This window comes from Tolumonas osonensis, assembly GCF_014202415.1.
Lineage (GTDB): Bacteria > Pseudomonadota > Gammaproteobacteria > Enterobacterales > Aeromonadaceae > Tolumonas > Tolumonas osonensis.
The window spans coordinates 283,583-300,954 of sequence record NZ_JACHGR010000001.1 but is presented as its reverse complement, the minus strand read 5'-3'; the positions used below and the strand labels follow the sequence as shown (position 1 = coordinate 300,954).

General features: G+C 53.0%; 16 protein-coding genes. 3 read left to right on the top strand and 13 right to left on the bottom strand.

All coding sequences use genetic code 11. The features are described from left to right. From ppnN to queF, 3 genes are all read right to left on the bottom strand, one after another. Nucleotides 1-1,353, bottom strand: a complete 1,353-nt coding sequence (gene ppnN / locus HNR75_RS01365) for a nucleotide 5'-monophosphate nucleosidase PpnN (RefSeq protein ID WP_188025217.1) — start codon at nt 1,351-1,353, stop codon at nt 1-3. 51 nt (nt 1,354-1,404) lie between these two features. Further along, nucleotides 1,405-3,660, bottom strand: a complete 2,256-nt coding sequence (locus tag HNR75_RS01360; RefSeq protein WP_188025216.1) for a tetratricopeptide repeat protein — start codon at nt 3,658-3,660, stop codon at nt 1,405-1,407. 76 nt (nt 3,661-3,736) lie between these two features. After that, nucleotides 3,737-4,588: an NADPH-dependent 7-cyano-7-deazaguanine reductase QueF gene (queF, locus tag HNR75_RS01355; protein WP_188025215.1), complete on the bottom strand. Its 852-nt coding sequence runs from the start codon at nt 4,586-4,588 to the stop codon at nt 3,737-3,739. A 51-nt stretch (nt 4,589-4,639) separates the two neighbouring features. On the opposite strand from queF, the gene syd reads away from it, so the two are divergent. Then, nucleotides 4,640-5,221, top strand: coding sequence for a SecY-interacting protein (gene syd / locus HNR75_RS01350; RefSeq protein ID WP_188025214.1), 582 nt, complete (start codon nt 4,640-4,642; stop codon nt 5,219-5,221). Here syd and HNR75_RS01345 read toward each other — a convergent pair. Then, nucleotides 5,187-5,507, bottom strand: a complete 321-nt coding sequence (locus HNR75_RS01345) for a hypothetical protein (RefSeq protein WP_223157714.1) — start codon at nt 5,505-5,507, stop codon at nt 5,187-5,189. The two genes, syd and HNR75_RS01345, sit on opposite strands and share 35 nt — an antisense overlap. Before the next feature lie 29 nt (nt 5,508-5,536). Continuing rightward, a complete protein-coding gene (locus HNR75_RS01340; RefSeq protein WP_188025213.1) occupies nt 5,537-5,965 on the bottom strand; it encodes a DUF3301 domain-containing protein in 429 nt (142 codons plus the stop codon). A 76-nt stretch (nt 5,966-6,041) separates the two neighbouring features. On the opposite strand from HNR75_RS01340, the gene HNR75_RS01335 reads away from it, so the two are divergent. Then, nucleotides 6,042-6,377, top strand: coding sequence for a YqcC family protein (locus HNR75_RS01335; protein ID WP_188025212.1), 336 nt, complete (start codon nt 6,042-6,044; stop codon nt 6,375-6,377). Beyond that, nucleotides 6,374-7,102, top strand: coding sequence for a tRNA pseudouridine(65) synthase TruC (truC, locus tag HNR75_RS01330; RefSeq protein WP_188025211.1), 729 nt, complete (start codon nt 6,374-6,376; stop codon nt 7,100-7,102). The genes HNR75_RS01335 and truC overlap by 4 nt, the downstream gene beginning before the upstream one ends. 49 nt (nt 7,103-7,151) lie before the next feature. Here the strand turns inward: truC and HNR75_RS01325 are convergent, their stop codons facing one another. The 8 genes from HNR75_RS01325 to gpmM form a co-directional block, all read right to left on the bottom strand. Continuing rightward, a complete protein-coding gene (locus HNR75_RS01325) occupies nt 7,152-7,487 on the bottom strand; it encodes a hypothetical protein (protein WP_188025210.1) in 336 nt (111 codons plus the stop codon). Nucleotides 7,488-7,714: 227 nt separating this feature from the next. Then, nucleotides 7,715-8,524 (bottom strand): nitrite transporter NirC, encoded by an 810-nt coding sequence (nirC, locus tag HNR75_RS01320; protein ID WP_188025209.1) that lies wholly within the window; start codon nt 8,522-8,524, stop codon nt 7,715-7,717. Nucleotides 8,525-8,526: 2 nt separating this feature from the next. Then, a complete protein-coding gene (gene nirD / locus HNR75_RS01315; RefSeq protein ID WP_188025208.1) occupies nt 8,527-8,856 on the bottom strand; it encodes a nitrite reductase small subunit NirD in 330 nt (109 codons plus the stop codon). Further along, the gene (gene nirB / locus HNR75_RS01310; RefSeq protein ID WP_188025207.1) at nt 8,853-11,402 is read right to left on the bottom strand and encodes a nitrite reductase large subunit NirB; all 2,550 of its coding nucleotides are present in this window, start codon (nt 11,400-11,402) and stop codon (nt 8,853-8,855) included. The genes nirD and nirB overlap by 4 nt, the downstream gene beginning before the upstream one ends. A gap of 3 nt (nt 11,403-11,405) precedes the next feature. Next, a complete protein-coding gene (locus tag HNR75_RS01305; RefSeq protein WP_188025206.1) occupies nt 11,406-12,452 on the bottom strand; it encodes an FAD-binding oxidoreductase in 1,047 nt (348 codons plus the stop codon). Between the two features lie 79 nt (nt 12,453-12,531). Continuing rightward, entirely contained in the window at nt 12,532-14,193 is a 1,662-nt protein-coding gene (gene hcp / locus HNR75_RS01300) for a hydroxylamine reductase (RefSeq protein WP_188025205.1), read from the bottom strand. Nucleotides 14,194-14,365: 172 nt separating this feature from the next. Continuing rightward, nucleotides 14,366-15,598, bottom strand: a complete 1,233-nt coding sequence (gene envC / locus HNR75_RS01295) for a murein hydrolase activator EnvC (RefSeq protein ID WP_188025204.1) — start codon at nt 15,596-15,598, stop codon at nt 14,366-14,368. Between the two features lie 33 nt (nt 15,599-15,631). Next, on the bottom strand, nt 15,632-17,170 hold the full coding sequence (gene gpmM / locus HNR75_RS01290) for a 2,3-bisphosphoglycerate-independent phosphoglycerate mutase (RefSeq protein WP_188025203.1): 1,539 nt from the start codon (nt 17,168-17,170) through the stop codon (nt 15,632-15,634). Nucleotides 17,171-17,372 lie beyond the last annotated feature (202 nt).

Genomic DNA, 17,372 nt, shown 5'->3' with positions numbered 1-17,372 from the left:
TTACAGCTGGATTTCGTAGCAGGGGACGTAGGTACTGCCCGGGAGTTTCATTCTCTGTTGGGCGATAAAATCCTGCAGCAACTGATCCATCAGCTGCATGATGTCTTTATCCCCGGACAGCTGGAATGGTCCGTGTTCCTCGATGGCTTTGATTCCTTTTTCCTTCACATTTCCGGCTACGATACCGGAGAAAGCCCGGCGCAGGTTGCAGGCCAGTTGCTCCGGCGGCTGCTCCCGGTGCAGATTGAGTTTGGCCATGTTCTCATGGGTCGGCTCAAACGGCAGCTGGAAGTCAGGCTCAATGTGCAGCGCCCAGTTGTATGAGTAGGCATCGCCGATCGCTTTGCGGAAATCCCGGACGTGCGGCATGGAGGTTTTCATTAACTGGCCAACGGCTTCGGTGTCACCGATGATAATTTCATAGTGACGGGCGGCGGCATCGCCGAGTGTCGCCCGCACAAATTTATCCAGTGACTGAAAATAGGCTGCGCTGCTTTTCGGCCCGGTCAGGACAACCGGCAGCGGTTGATGCTGGTTGGCCGGGTTCATCAGAATGCCGAGGATATAGAGCAGTTCCTCTGCAGTACCCACACCACCCGGGAAAATAATGATACCGTGGCCGAGACGCACGAAGGCTTCCAGTCGTTTCTCGATGTCCGGCAGAATAACCAGTTCGGTGACAATCGGGTTCGGCGGTTCGGCCGCAATGATTGAAGGTTCGGACAGCCCGATATAACGACGGGACGGATAGCGCTGGTTGGCGTGTCCGACCGCCGCGCCCTTCATCGGCCCTTCCATGGCGCCCGGGCCACAGCCGGTACAGATGTTCAGCTCCCGCACGCCCAGGTGATAGCCGACTTCCCGCGCATAGTGATATTCATCATCGTTGATCGAGTGGCCACCCCAGCAGACGACGATATTCGGCAGTTCGCCGGTACGCACGGTCTGGGCGTTACGCAGAATGGAAAAGACCAGATTGGTGATATGTGCCGGACTGCTGAGATTGAGGCCAATTTCAGCTTCCAGTTTGCTGACATACAGAATGTCGCGCAGTACAGAGAATAGGTGTTCCTGTAAACCACGGATAATTTCACCATCGACAAACGCGGAAGCCGGGGCATTAAACAACTCCAGTTTCACGCCCCGCTCACGGCTGATAATGTTCACGGAAAAGTTCTGATATTTTTCCAGGATCTCTTTCGATGAGTCGGTTTTACTGCCGCTGTTCAGTACGGCCAGGGAGCAATTGCGGTACAGCTGGTAGATTTCACCCGCTGCAGCTTGCTGGAGGTCATCCACTTCCAGCTGGGACAGCAGTGCCATACTACCGACAGGATTTACATAGGTGATCATGGTTATACCCGAGAATTAAAGAGTTATCGTGCCATTCCGTTCGAACTGTTGTTATGTTTTATTTGCCTGCTGCTCTCTGTTCTGCGAAGGAACAAGCAATGCATTCCAGTCGATACTGACATTCTTTTCAGAACAACTGACTTTGACCAATCCTTTGGTGATGGCCTCTATGGTTTTGGTTCTTAATTCGCCGTTAAAAAAGGCAGCCTGTTGATAATCAATGGCAAACAGCTCAACCCAGACATTTTTACCTAATTTGTCTGCCAGTTGCATGGCGCCGGCAAGTGCGATGCCACACACCTCTAATGTCTGGACAGGCTTCAGCGCATTTACGGATTTACTTAAGAAAGGATACTGCACTTTGCCACAAATGACGCGCTCATTGAGCCCATATTTGCGCATAATCACACCCAGGCGATTTTCTATACGCACAATAATTTCATTATGTTGATCAATGGCACTTTCCGGAATGGTGCAGAGCAATAACCGATCCGACAGCAGGAAGTACTGACTCTGTTCCGGCATCCGCTGGCGGATGGAGTGAGAGACTTGCCGGAGAATGGATTGCGCTTTTTTAAGCCCGACCCGGCACTCCAGATCTGTCAGGCCACAGGCCCGAAACAGGAGCATAACGGTTGCCGGAGGCATGCTATGCAGCGCATCCGGTTGCCAGGGCGTTTTACTCTGCCGGCTTAATTCTTTCTGCAACAACAGTGAAGTACCCATATTCGTGATCGGGTCGTAATCAATCAGTTGCTGCATAGTCTGCTTTTCCTGCCGAAACAGGCGCAGTTTACGGATATGCCACAGCAGTGCGATTCCCAGTATGGTCATGATCAGTGCGGCAGTGATGCCGACTTTAAAATACCAGTCTAACGCGCTGTCGAGGCGGTGTTTTTCGTTATCCAGTTCCTGCAGGCGTTGTGATTGATCCAGCCGGGTATAATTGGCAAAGAAGTCACTTTGCGGCGGCTCTTCGGTGGTGGTGGATTCATGCTGGCTGTTGGTAAACAGTTTGTAATTCAGCAAGGCTTTATCGAATTGCTGACTGTTTTCATAGGCAATGGATAACAGACGATACAACTCTGTCTCCAGGCTCTTTTGCTCCGGAATGGGGGTATTCAGCATCTGCTCCAGCAGAACGATGGCCCGGCCAGGGTCTTCCTGTTGCGTATACAGTTCGGCCAGCGATAACAGCGATAAACGTTCGTAGTAAGGCAGATGCTGGCGCTGAAACAATTCGTAAGCCGCCGTCAGGTAGGCCTGGGCTTCATTATAACGATGCAGTTGCTGATAGGTTTTACCAATTTCCAGATGCAGCCGCGCCAGATCCTGAGGACGGGTAGAATGCTGATAAACACCGGAAGCATTGAGCAGTAACGCCAGTGCCAGATTGGTATCCCGGGCTTCCCGTTTCAGTTGTGCCAGATGGATGATGGCATCGGCCTGCCAGCTTTCATTGCCAAGTTGCTGGGTAAGCTCCAGTGCCTGTTCGGCATAGCGGATGGCATTCGCCAGGTCATCTTTTTGCGTAAATAACTGACTGATGCGGGTGGTCAGCTGAAGCTGCAGCGTGAGCTGATAGTTCTTTGCTGCCTGCTCCAGCGTCTCATGATAGGACAGCAGACTGTGTTCATCCTGTCCGGTGAGATGCAGCAGATCCCCTTCCAGCATATCGGCCCATGCGGCCAGTTGCGGGTTCGGGCTGGTCACCAGCAGGGTGCGAACCTGCGACAGCATTTCTTTCGCCAGCTCCGGCAATTGTCGGTGAATCGCCAGTGCACTGTTCAGCAAACCGACATAGACCGGTAACGCACTGTTTGACAGCGAGTCATTTTGCAGCAGGACATTCAGGCGTCGCGAGGCGTGGTGTGCCAGAATCGGTTTGTTGAAGTCCAGCCCCAGAATGATGATCTGACGGTAAAGACTGATACCGGCCAGGTCATCGAAATGCTGACGATTGGCCAGCTGTTCTGCCTCGGTCAATGCGTTCAGTGCTTCGGTAAAGCGTTCCTGCAGGGCATAACAGGAACCGCTGATGAGCAGTGACTGGATCTGTTGCCGGCTGTTCCGCAACAGCATGCGGTCACGTAACCGTTCGGAAGAACTGCTTCTGTTATTTCTGCCGGGCAACAGCGGGTTATCCTGCAACTGCTGCATAGGCTCGGTCAGTTGAATGCAATGTTCCGGATTGGAAACGGCAATCTGCTGTGCCTGCTGTAACGACTCAGAAAGATCAGCCGGATCCAGTTCAGGCACAGGAACACTGAGTCCGTTCAACAGAAAAACCAGAGGCAGTAACGTCATAGATTTATCTTTTCATCCGATCTCTGTTGGTTTCCGCAATCTGATTATGCGCTATATTTCACGGATTATCAGTGAGTTATTGCCGGATCAGTCGCATATTTGCCGGCGCCGTTTCCCAGTTGCTGCGGAACGGGTTGATGTCCAGCCCACCGCGACGAGTATAACGCGCATACACGGTCAGTTTTTCCGGCTGACAATGACGTTGCAGATCCACAAAAATCCGTTCCACGCATTGTTCATGGAATTCATTGTGTTGCCGGAACGAGATCAGATAGCGCAGCATTTTCTCACGGTTGATGCGTGGGCCTTTATAGTGAATGACAACGCTGCCCCAGTCAGGCTGTCCGGTCACCAGACAATTGGATTTCAGCAGATGGCTGTGCAGGGTTTCCTCGACGATCATATTGTGATCGCCGGCCTGTACCAGCCAGTCACTGGAGAAATGGTATTCATCAATGACGATATCCAGATCATCAATGCACTCTCCCGGGAAGGTACTGATATGGTGCGCCGCTTCCGCCAGCGGGTACAAGGTGACCTTGATCGACCCTTCCGCACATTTGCCAAGATCCTGTTCCAGTGTATGCCGCACGGTGGCCAAATCAGCAAACCGGGTCTGGTTAAAGCTGTTCAGATAGAGTTTGAATGATTTGGATTCAATCAGATTGACGCTGCCGGCATCAATCCGGACCTCTCCAACGGCAACTACCGGCTTTCCTTTGCTGTTCAGCCAGGAAAGCTCGTACATCGTCCACAGATCTTCACCGTGGAAGGGCAGGTGACCGGCCAGATTCAGGGCATCCCGGTTTAACTGACGTGGTACCGGCTGCAGCAGTTGCGGGCAATACTCTGCCACATAATCTGTTTTCTGACCCAGCGTCAGGTTGGCTAGCAGCGGGTTATTTTCGTAAGGGGAGGCGTGAGACATGACGGGCTCGCTCAGTTAAAATCGGGATATCTTTAATTGTCGGGAAAAACCGTGACTGATCAAGTTATTTGCGCACTATCTGATGTATTTGCGCGCTGGTTCGCCTACCAGGCGCAGCGGGGGATCCGGGTTTGTTGTCCGGCGGATGAAAACCGGCCTTCTCCCTGTCGTTATGATGTCGAAGATCCTGAACGCTGGAGACCCTGGTCACGTCCGCAGCCTGTTAGCCTGCAAAATATTGCGTCTGCGCTGGAATGCGAATTTCATCCCGCGATTCATGACTATTACGGACATGGATTTGCCGGTCCGGTGACCGCCTCGTTTAAAGGCCTGGCGGTGACACTGGTACAATCCTGGAATGAAGAAGATTTTGAGCGGTTACAGCAGAATCTGGTCGCCCATGTCTTAATGCTGCGCCGGCTCAAGCTACCCATTACCCTGTTTCTGGCGACGGTGCCTGATGAATCACGGGTGATCAGTCTGGATAATGAAACCGGCGAGGTGGTGCTGGAGCAATTGGGTCAGAAAAAACGCTGGGTGCTGGCCGAGTCACTACCGGCCTTCCTGCAGCGGCTTTCCCCTTTACCTCAACCGGCAGTTACCCCAGTTGCTCCAGTAAACTTACCCGCTTAGCGAGCATGGCGACTTGCTGCTGCAACTCATCCACCTGGCGTTGCAGCATTTCCAGCCGGTCAGCGGCTGATTCTTCCTGCGGCGGCACGGCTTCTGCCGCTGTCAGTTCGGTCTGACCGGGAAAACCTAATGATTTATAGGCTTCCGGATTCTGTTTCCAGCGCTGAATGGCGGTGATCAGGGTTGCCATCGGTACTGGCTGGTGCAGTCGCGCCTTAACCAGTGCGGTGCTGGGTGTCTGGCCGTTCGCCGCCAGTTGATTCGCAATGCGGAAGATTTCATCCATCAGAATAGGCTCCGGATATAACGGTGTGTTTAATGTCGTTTCCGGGTAAAAGGAATAACATTGTTGTTATGGTCTGATTTTACCGGCGGGACATCGTGATTCTCATGATTGGCGGGCATGTTGATGACAATGCCATCGGTGCCATTGCTGCGGTTAGTGTTCTGTCCGGCCGGATTTACCCGGAAAACAGGCTGGTGCAGTCCGGTCAGATAGAGTTCCCCTTCTTCTTTGCTTACCCCATCGGCGCTGTATTCAAAAACAAACGCATTCGCTTTCTGTGTTACCTGAGCCAGAAACAAAGGGATACCAAAAGACTGACGGGCGACGCTCAGCAGTTGCAGATTGGCGTTCTGGCAGTAGTGGCGGATCAGACGCTCTGCCAGTTCCGACTGCTGACGACGTTGCCAGGCCTCTGCACCAATCAGGCAGATCACAAAAAACAGCAACAGATCAGTCATGACATCTCTACTCAGTAAAAAACGGCGGTAGTGATATATTAGCCGGAATTTAAGCGTAACAGGAAATCGGTGTGTTATGTCGCGACAAGTTGTGTTTTTGCTGAAAGAGCTGGAGCTGACATTACAGCGTCTGCAGTTATGGCAGGAGGAGATGCCGCCGGAAGAGGCGTTGGCCAGTATCCAGCCGTTTGCCCTGGATACGCTGGAGTTTCACCAGTGGTTACAATTTATTTTTCTGGATCGCATGCGTTTCATGGTGGCGACCGGACAAGCGTTACCTTCGGCGGTCGCGATCTATCCGATGGCAACCGAAGTGTATAAGGAACAACTGGAAAAATATGCGCTTCTGCTGGATGTGCTGGCCCGTCTGGACGAAGAGCTCAGTGGTAAACCGGTTGGTCGTCTGCAATGAAACTGGAAATTCTGTACCAGGATGAACACCTGGTCGCGATTAACAAACCGGCTGGCTTGCTGGTGCACCGCAGCTGGCTGGACAAGGGTGAAACGCAGTTTGCGATGCAGATGACGCGGGATCAGATTGGTCAGCATGTTTATACCGTGCATCGTCTGGATCGTCCGACCTCCGGCATTTTGCTGTTTGCGCTGGATCCGGAGACCGCCCGGTTGCTGACCGAAGCGTTTGCCGGGCACCGGATGCAGAAAGAGTATCTGGCGCTGGTTCGGGGCTGGGCTCCGCTGCAAAAATTTCTCGATTATCCACTGAAAGAAGAGCTGGATCGCATCGCGGATAAATTTGCCGATCAGGACAAAGCGGCACAACCGGCAAAAACGCATATCCGCTGTCTGGGGCGGGTCGAGTTGCCGTTTGCGGTATCGGCGCGTCATCCTAGCAGTCGGTACAGCCTGGTAAAACTGTTACCGCTGACCGGCCGCAAGCATCAGCTACGCCGTCATCTGGCGCACTTACGGCATCCGATTGTCGGTGATACCTCGCACGGTGATGGCAAACATAACCGTTTCTTCCGGGAGCGGTTCTGCTGCGATCGTCTGATGCTGCATCATCATCAGCTTTGTTTCCGTCATCCGCATACAAATGAAATGATGACAATCAAAGCGTCACTGGATGAGCGCTGGCAGCAACGCTTGCAGGAATTTGGCTGGACGACACAGATCTGACCACAAACAAGCACCGCAGCGGGATGTTGCGGTGCTGGATGTGCTAGTGTTATTTGGCCGCCAGAAAACCGATGTCTCTTTCCCGGTAAGGCTCTTCGTCATGCGAGAATTCCCGTTCCGGGAAGGCGGCCAGCGATTCGATCTGGTGCCAGGGAATAAAAATCGCGGCATGATAGACATCCGGCGGCGTGGAGAAGAAGTCCTGTGTCTGCCACTCTTTGTTATCCACCCAGATCCCGGCGTTTTCAACACCCGCCAGGCGGACATAATATTCTGAGCATGCTGGATCGTTCGGCTGGATCAGCGATTGTGCACTTTCCACATAGCCGGGCATGAATTTGACCAGAACGATCTTTCCGACGTATTCAGTCATGAGATGACTCATAATCAACTCCTTGTTCTGTAAAGAATTTATTGGCTGCAAACACGCTGCTTCTTCTTCATCACAGACGACTGATGAGGCGACAAGAACTGATAGCAGGCTCTTCTTAAAGCATAGATTCAGTTAAGGCAGGACGAGAAAAGATTTTTCCGGATCAAAAACGAGGGGAAGGCCAGCTCAGCGGCAAGAAACAAGACCGTCCATGGTGCGGCATGGACGGTCTTGTGTGATTATGCGTGTTGCGCGTGTTTTTTGGCTTCGGTTGCAACTGCCGGGCGCTGTGCCCGAGGCGTGGCATACCAGTAGCCTAAACCCATGAACAGTACGCCGGAGACGGTATTCCCCAGTGTCACCCACAGCAGGTTGTAACCAATTCCGCCCAGGGTGTATTCCGGCGTATGCGCGCCGAACCAGGACAGGGCGAGCAGCGTCATGTTGGCAATCGAGTGTTCGTAGCCGGAGGCAATAAAGGCCAGCAGACACCACCAGATGGCGATGAATTTAGCGGCGCCTTCAACACGCTGACACATCCAGATTGCCAGACAAACCAGCCAGTTACACAGTATGCCCTTGGCGAACAGCACCAGTGCCGGTGCCGTGGTTTTAGCCAGGGCCACTTTGTGTAGCAGACTGCTATCCACCGGCAGGATCTGACCGCCGCCACCCAGATAGAACAGGTAGGCAACCAGTATGGAACCCAGCAGATTGCCGGTCCAGGACTGCGCCAGAATGCCCACCGCCTGAACCGTGTTCAGCCGTCCGGTTTTGATACCGAAAGTCAGAAACATGGTGTGACCGGTGTAGAGCTCCGCACCGGCAATGATCACCAGCGTCAGGGCGATCCCGAAGGTCGCGCCCATTACCAGCGGACGGATCGCCGGATCAACCAGATTGCCCAGGGTGAAAATCAGGATGATGCCCAGACCGACGTAAGCGCCGGCCATCAGGCTGCCAATCCAGAAACTCAGCGGGTTATTGGCCGAGGTGTTTTTGATGCGGCTGGCGACTGCCGCACATTTCTCAATGGTTTCCTGATACATGGTTACACTGACTCCTTCAGCTCGACCCGTCCGTTATTGACCCGTACCGCATAAGCCGGAACGGAGAAGCCGGTATTTTCCAGACAGACGCCGTCTTTGAGGCGGAAGTGCTGTTTTTTCAGCGGGCTGGCGACATACCATTCGTTGTGCAGATCCGCCAGAATGCCACGGGACAGTACGCTGGCCTGATAGAACGGATCCACGTTGTCGATGGCATACACCTGTTCATCCTCCTGCGGACGGAAGATGGCAACCTGATGGGTGCCCAGCAGCGCGCAGACGCCGGTACCGGGAATGATGTCAGTCAGTGCGCAGATATCGGTCCAGCTCATACGGACTCCTCCAGCGAAATGTTGTAAGTCGGAATGCGTTCCTCCGGTTTGGCCGGACGGTGCTGCTGGCGTTCTGCCACAAACTGTACCAGCGGATCAGGCTGAGCACTGTTGATGAAATGACGGAAGCGTAACTGCTGCTGATCGTTATCCAGCGTTTCTTTCCATTCGCAGTGGTACTGTTCGCGGATGAAGGCCATTTCCTGTTCCAGTTCGGCCGCGATCCCCAGCTTGTCATCGATGATGACGGATTTCAGATAATCCAGACCACCTTCGAGGTTATCCAGCCAGCTCGCGGTACGCTGCAGCTTGTCGGCGGTGCGGACATAGAACATCAGGAAACGGTCGATGTAGCGGATCAGGATCTCTTTATCCAGATCGGCTGCCAGCAGATCTGCGTGACGAGGCTTCATCCCGCCGTTGCCGCAGACATACAGGTTCCAGCCTTTATCGGTAGCAATCACGCCGACATCTTTACCCTGCGCTTCGGCACATTCACGGGTACAGCCGGAGACACCGAACTTCATCTTGTGCGGTGAACGGATGCCTTTGTAGCGGTGTTCCAGTTCGACGCCTAAGCCGACGCTGTCCTGCACGCCGTAACGGCACCAGGCGCTGCCGACACAGGTTTTCACCATGCGCAGTGATTTCGCGTAGGCATGACCCGTTTCGAAACCGGCATTGATCAGTCGTTCCCAGATGACCGGCAGATCTTCTTTGCGGGCACCAAACAGGCCGATACGCTGCGCACCGGTGATCTTGGTGTACAGGTCATAATCACGGGCAACTTCCGCCACGGTCATCAGACCTTCCGGTGTCACTTCCCCACCTGGCATACGCGGGATCACGGAGTAGGTACCGTCTTTTTGCATGTTGCCGAGGAAGGTATCGTTGGTGTCCTGCAGCTGGGTGTGCGCGGCTTTCAGTACATATTCGCCCCAGCAGGATGCCAGAATAGAACCGATCGTCGGTTTACAGATTTCACAGCCGTGGCCATGACCGTGTTTGCTTAATACTTCGTCAAAGGTTTTCAGCTGACCGACCTTGATCAGATGGAACAGCTCCTGACGGGAGAAGGCGAAGTGTTCACACAGGTGATTTTTGACTTCGATACCCTGACGGGACAGCTCGGCATTCAGCACCTGCGTGATCAATGGCACGCAGCCACCACAACCGGTACCGGCTTTGGTTTCCGCTTTGATGGCGGCCACGGTATGACAGCCGGCAGCGACTGCTTCGGCGATCCGGCCTTTGGTGACGTCAAAGCAGGAGCAGATCTGCGCGGTTTCGGGTAAAGCATCGACCCCCAGCACCGGTTTGGCACCGGCATGGGCCGGCAGAATGAGTGTGTCCGGATGCGCTGGCAACGGCATATCATTCAGCTTCATCTGTAGCAGGTTGCCATAATCGGTGGTATCACCGACCAGCACCGCACCCAGCAGTTTGGCGCCGTCACCGCTGACGACGATTTTCTTATACACTCCGGCGGCATCGTCCTGATAGACGTAGCTCAGGCAATCCGGTGTACGGCCATGCGCATCACCGATACTGCCCACTTCCACACCCAGCAGCTTAAGCTTGGCGCTCATATCGGCGCCGGTGAAGGCATTGTCGTTGCCTAACAGGTGATCAACGGCGACCTGCGCCATTTTGTAACCGGGCGCAACCAGACCGAAGAAACGGCCATGCCAGGCGGCACATTCGCCAATCGCGTAGATGTGTTCGTCGGCGGTCAGACAGTGATCATTGATTTCGACACCACCGCGTTCCGCAACCGGCAGATCACAGTAACGGGCGAGGGTATCCTGTGGGCGGATGCCGGTTGAGAACACCACCAGATCGACATCCAGCACGCTGCCATCGGCAAAGCGCATCTGATGATGGCCTTCTTTGCCCTGATAGTGAGCAATTTCGCGGGTATTCTTGCTGGTGTGAACGGTGACACCCAGACTTTCGATCTTGCGGCGCAGCATCTCGCCACCCTGGCGATCCAGCTGTTCGGCCATCAGCACTGGCGCAAATTCGATAACGTGCGTTTCCAGTCCCAGCGCTTTCAGGGCGCCAGCCGCTTCCAGGCCGAGCAGACCGCCACCGACAACGACACCGCTTTTGCCTTGTTTCGCGGCTTCGCGGATCGCTTTCAGATCTTCAATGGTGCGATACACAAAACATTCGTGATGCGCACTGCCGGTAATGTTTGGCACCCACGGGTAAGAACCGGTAGCCAGTACCAGCGTGTCATACGGCAGCGTCTGGCCTTTGTTGGTTTCGATAACCTGCTTATTCCGATCAATCAGCTTTACCGCTTCATTCAGGAACAGCTTGATGCCGTGTTTTTCATAGAAACCGGGTTTGACCAGGCTCAACTCTGCGGCAGTATGATGAGAGAAATAGGAAGATAAATGCACACGGTCATAGGCTTCGCGTGGTTCTGCGCCAAATACCGTCACTTCATACTGACTGAGATCTGCTTTATCGACCAGTTCTTCCAGATAACGGTGACCAACCATACCGTTACCGATTACGATAATCCGATGTTTCTGCATGACTTAAAGCTCCAGTTCTAAATCCGAGCCGGCGCGGCTGCTGCACGCCAGAATATACCCTTGCTGCTGCTCTTCTTCGGTCAGGGGGCCGGGTTGTTCACTGATATTCTCGACGTTGCCGCTGACGACTTTGCATTTGCAGGAACCACAGATCCCGGAACGACAAGCACCGATAATAGGTAATTGTAGTGCTTCCAGCGCATCCAACACGGTTTGTTGATTGCTGATCTCGCCGCTGGCGCCAAAGCCAGGTACTTCCAGACGGAACTGCTGGCTGGTGGCGGCTTCTGCAATCAGCGGTGCCGCTGGCGTGAAGGATTCCTTGTGGCTGTTTTCCATTGGGAAACCACGATCCTGAAGCATCTGTTCCAGTGCATCCATATACACAGACGGACCGCACATGAACTGATGACAGTCATTAAGATCCGGCACTAACGCGTTGAATAACTCCGGATTCAGGTAACCCTGATAGCAGGAGAAGGCATCGGTCACGGTATCCAGAACCAGCGATAATCTGAATTGCGGATAAGCGGCCGCCATGGTCATCAGTTCATCACGGAAAATGATATCGTCGGCGTGACGGGCACTGTGCAGGAAATGGATTTCTGTCGTGCAGTTGTTATCCAGTAACCAGCGCGCCATCGACATCATCGGTGTGATCCCGCTGCCGGCGCTGCACAGCAGAATTTTTGGTGCGCTGTAATCGGCGGGCAGGAAGAAGGTACCGGTCGGCGCCTGTGCAGTCAGGGTATCCCCGGCGTGGAAATGATCCAGCAGCCAGTTGGAAACCAGACCATTAGCGACCCGTTTTACGGTGACAGCCAGATCTGCAGAAAGGGAAGGGGATGAAGAAAGCGAGTAAGCACGGCTATGCGTCTGACCATCAATTTCAACGGTCAGCAGCAGAAACTGTCCTGGCAGATAGTTAACAGCCAACGGTTGCAGCGGACGAAAAACCAACGTAACGGCATCGACCGTTTCCTGTCGCCGTTCAACACAGCACAGGGTTTGTGAATTTTGCCAGACAGCGGGTTGGGGGGATTGTGTCATGCATTATTCCTGTCGAGTCAAAGTAATGGCTGAACCGGGCAGAGTGATTCATCGGCATCACTCTGCCAGCGGTTTATTCTCAGGCGGCGAGGATATCCTTCAGATCCTGTTCCACCGTGGTGATGGTTTTCAGATCGAAGTTTTCGCTCAGGAAGTTCAGCAGGTTCGGTGTCAGGAAGCCTGGTACGGATGGTCCGACACGGATACCTTTCACGCCCAGTGACAGCAAGGTCAGCAGGATCACAATCGCTTTCTGTTCAAACCAGGACAGTACCAGAGACAGCGGCAGATCATTGACGCCACATTCAAACGCGTCAGCCAGTGCCAGTGCCAGCTGAATGGCAGAGTAGGCATCGTTACACTGACCCACATCCAGCAGACGCGGGATACCGTTGATGTCACCGAATTCCAGATCGTTGAATTTGAACTTGCCACACGCCAGGGTCAGGATCAGGCTGTCCTGCGGTACCGCTTTCGCCATTTCGGTGTAGTAGCCACGTTCCTGTTTGTCGCCGTCACAGCCACCGATCAGGAAGAAGTGTTTGATATTGCCGGCTTTGACCTGATCGATAACAGCCGGTGCGGCCGCCATCAGCGCGTTACGAGCAAAACCGGTCATGGTGTAGTGCGGGATCTCGGCATAAGGGAAACCTTCCAGCGACTGCGCTTTTTCGATCGCGGTGCTGAAATCGTCACCTTCGATATGGGTCACACCAGGCCAGCCGACGATGCTGCGGGTGAAGATACGATCGCTGTATTTACCGACATTCGGGTTGATGATGCAGTTTGACGTCATGACAACGGCACCCGGGAAGGCGGCAAATTCTTTCTGCTGGTTCTGCCAGGCAGAGCCGTAGTTACCGACCAGATGCGGATATTTTTTGAAAGCCGGGTAAGCGTGTGCCGGCAGCATTTCACCGTGGGTATAAACATTGATGTTTTTACCTTCGGTCTGCTGCAGAATTTTTTCCAGATCATGCAGATCGTGGCCGGAAACCAGAATCGCTTTACCTGCGACCGGCTTCATGTTCACTTTGGTCGGTTCAGGGTGACCGAACGTCTCGGTTTCACCTTTGTCCAGCATCGCCATGACTTTATAGTTCATCTGACCGATCTGCATTGCGCAATCAATCAGTGGCTGCATTTCAGTTGGTTCGGAGCCTAGGAAGGCCATGATCTGATGGTATTCCGCGCCGATGTCATCTTCCTGCTGACCCAGTACACGGGCATGTTCCATATAAGCCGCTGCACCTTTCAGGCCATACAGGCAGAGCAGACGCAGGCCCAGAATATCTTCACCAATAGCTTCTTTATTACGGTTTACTGCAGCGTTTGGTGCCCATGCCAGCAGTTCGGCTTTATCCGCCGTCAGGATCAGTGCTGCCGGGCCAGTCGCTGCTTCCGGTGCTTTACCCGCCAGCAGGCAGGCCGCTTCATAACGGGATTTCAGTGAGTCACGATTCTGTTGCGCTTCGTTGATGAAGGCAATGATACGGGCTGCATCGAAGTTAACGTTGGTCAGGGTAGAGAACAGCGCCTGACAGACATAGGCATCGATATCACGATCAACAATGCCGACAGAACGTGCTTTCACGGCATAATCAGACACGCCTTGCAGCAGATAAATCAGCACATCCTGCAGGTCAGAAACTTCTGCGGTTTTACCGCACATGCCCATGGTATAGCTGCAACCTTTTGCGGTTGGGGTAGAGATAGTCTGTTCACACTGAATACAAAACATTGGAGTTTCCTTGATTTGATTAGCCGATATGGAGATAGCTATATCAAGGTGCGTGCCAATATTTTATGTTATTGATTTATATGGTTTTATTGTATTTTTCATGTTCAGGTGAGATAAAAAGACACAGGGGCGGCCCTGTGTCTTTTTGACTTGGTGTGTCATTTTAACCTGTTTATCTGCCCAGTAACGATACCGGGTTAACAGGACGACCTGCTTTGCGAATTTCAAAGTAAACCCCGGTCGCACCGGTATTGCCGCTGTTCCCTGCGCTGCCTATCACATCGCCGGTATTGACGTGCTGACCGACCTGCTTGTTCAGGCTCTGGTTATTGCCATACAGACTGAGATAACCACGGCCATGGTCGATCACCAATACATTACCGAAACCATCCAGCCAGTCGGCAAATACCACGTCGCCACTGCCAGCCGCTTTCACCGGCGCGCCTTGACCGGTCTTGATCAGGATGCCTTTCCAGGCGACTTCGCCGGTACGATGCTCACCAAATTTGCGAATGACGGTACCTCGAACCGGCCAGCTCATTCGTCCGGATTTACCTAAACCCTGCAGATCATTTTTAGCCAGCCGTGCCGCTTCTTTACGTGCCGCCGCTTCCTGCGATTTGCCTTCCTGCCTGGCCTTTTCTCTGGCTCTGGCTAACGCTTCTTTTTTCTTGCGAATACGTTCGGCTTCGAGACGTTTGCGTTGTTCTTCGATTTTCTGCAGCATGGCTTTTTCAGCCAACTGCAATTTGGTCAGCTGTTGCTGATCCGTTTTCAGTGATTCGTTCAGTTCCTGCGCGGTTTTTTCCCGCTGCTGCTGTTTCTGCTGCAGTGTTAACTGATCCTGTTTCTGAGCATCGATCAGGGAATACAGTTCCTGACTGCTTTCGCTGGTTTCTTTTTTATTTTGTAATAGTTCTGCTTTGGTTGCGTCCAGCCGTTTCAGTATTTTCAGCCTGGCCTGGTTCATATAACCGTAATAGGCCATGGTACGATCGACGGCTGCCGGATCCTGTTGATTCAGCAATAATTTCACATAGTCATGCTGACCCATGCGATAGGCTTCATCGAACTGTTCAGCGAGCAGACGTTCCTGCTGGCGCGACTGTGCTTCCAGTTTGGCGCGCTGTGCTTCCAGTCGTTGGAGTTTACTGCGGACTTTACCGAGCTGACTTTGTGAATTCTGTAACTTCTGATTGGCGGCTGAAATGGCATCTTCATCCGCTTTAAGTTGTTGCTGCAGCGAAGCCAGATCCTTTTTCTGAACCTGTATAGCCTGCTGTTTTTGCTGGATTTGCTCACGCACACTGGATAACTCGGAGTTCTCCGGTGTGGATTTTGCTGCCTGTATGGCGGCGCTAAAAAACAACGCGCCGACCAACAGGCCGACGCGATTGTATTTCATCGGAAACAACTGCTCTGCCCTCATGGGCGAGAATTATTTCAGAACCATCAGTGGCTTACCAGTCATTTCAGCTGGTACTTCCATGCCCATCAGTGTCAGCATGGTCGGTGCCAGATCAGACAGTTTACCACCTTCCAGTGCAGTCGCTTCACGGCCAACATAGATCAGCGGAACTGGCAGGTTGGTGTGCGCAGTGTGCGCCTGACCGGTTTCTTCGTTGGTCATCTGTTCTGCGTTACCGTGGTCAGCGGTGATCAGACACTCGCCACCTACTTCCTGCAGTGCTGCAACTACACGACCGATAGAAGCATCAACCGCTTCACAGGCTTTAACAGCGGCAGCGAAATCACCAGTGTGACCCACCATGTCGCCGTTCGGGTAGTTACAAACGATCACGTCGTATTTACCGCTCTTGATTGCTGCAACCAGTTTGTCGGTCAATTCGCCTGAGCTCATTTCTGGCTGCAGGTCGTAAGTCGCTACTTTCGGGCTGGCGATCAGTTCACGATCTTCACCTGGGAAGCACTGTTCTTCACCACCGTTGAAGAAGAAAGTCACGTGCGCATATTTCTCGGTTTCGGAAATACGCAGCTGGGTTTTGTCATGTTTAGCCAGCCATTCGCCCAGGGTGTTGGTCAGTGCTGTTGGCGGGTAAGCACAGGAAGTTTTGATGTCGGCTGCGTATTCGGTCAGCATCACGAAATCAGCCAGTTTAGGCTGTTTGTTGCGAGCGAAACCAGAGAAGTCGGCATCAGTGAAAGTACGGGTGATTTCACGCGCACGGTCAGCACGGAAGTTCATGAAAATCAGCGAGTCGCCGTCTTCCAGAACGGCTGCTTCTGCGCCGATCACGCTGGCTTTCACGAATTCATCGTTTTCGCCACGCGCGTAAGCTGCCGCCAGGGCTGCGGTTGCATCAGCGTAGTTAGCAAATTCAGATTTGCCTTCGCACAGCAGGTCGTAAGCTTCCTGAACACGTTCCCAACGGTTGTCACGATCCATTGCGTAGTAACGGCCAACCATGGACGCGATGCGGCCTTTACCCAGTTTTTTGAACAGGGCATCGAATTTCTCGATAGATTCCTGCGCTGAACGCGGAGCAACGTCACGACCGTCCAGGAACGCGTGGAAGTACAGCTTGTCAGCACCACGCTGAGCAGCCAGTTCCAGCATACCCATGATATGGTCTTCGTGGCTGTGAACACCACCTGGTGACATCAGACCCATCACGTGAACTGCTTTACCTGCTGCAACTGCAACGTCAACCGCTTTGCACAGTGCTTCGTTTTTGAAGAAATCACCGTCACGGATTTCTTTGGTCACACGGGTCAGTTCCTGATAAACAACACGGCCGGCACCGATGTTGACGTGACCCACTTCAGAGTTACCCATCTGACCGTCTGGCAGACCTACGTCCATACCAGAACCGGAGATCAGGGTATTAGCGTATTTAGCGCACAGAGCATTCAGATTTGGTGTGTTAGCGGCGGCAACGGCGTTACCTTCTTTTTTATCGCTGTAACCCCAACCATCCATGATGATCAGTGCCAGTGGCTTTTTAGCTGTAGACATTGTGTGTGGCCTCTTTTTGGGAATTTACGAAAACAAGTTCGACTGCTTTCAATTCTACAATATCTGTGGGATTAGTCACCTTTTCACCACATTTCACAACGCATTTCACGGAAGGAATTTTCATTGCCGGTGGAATACTGTAAATCTGCCGGTTCGCATGTAATACTGTTGCGATTATTTTTTCAGTGTTGTTGGGAAACAA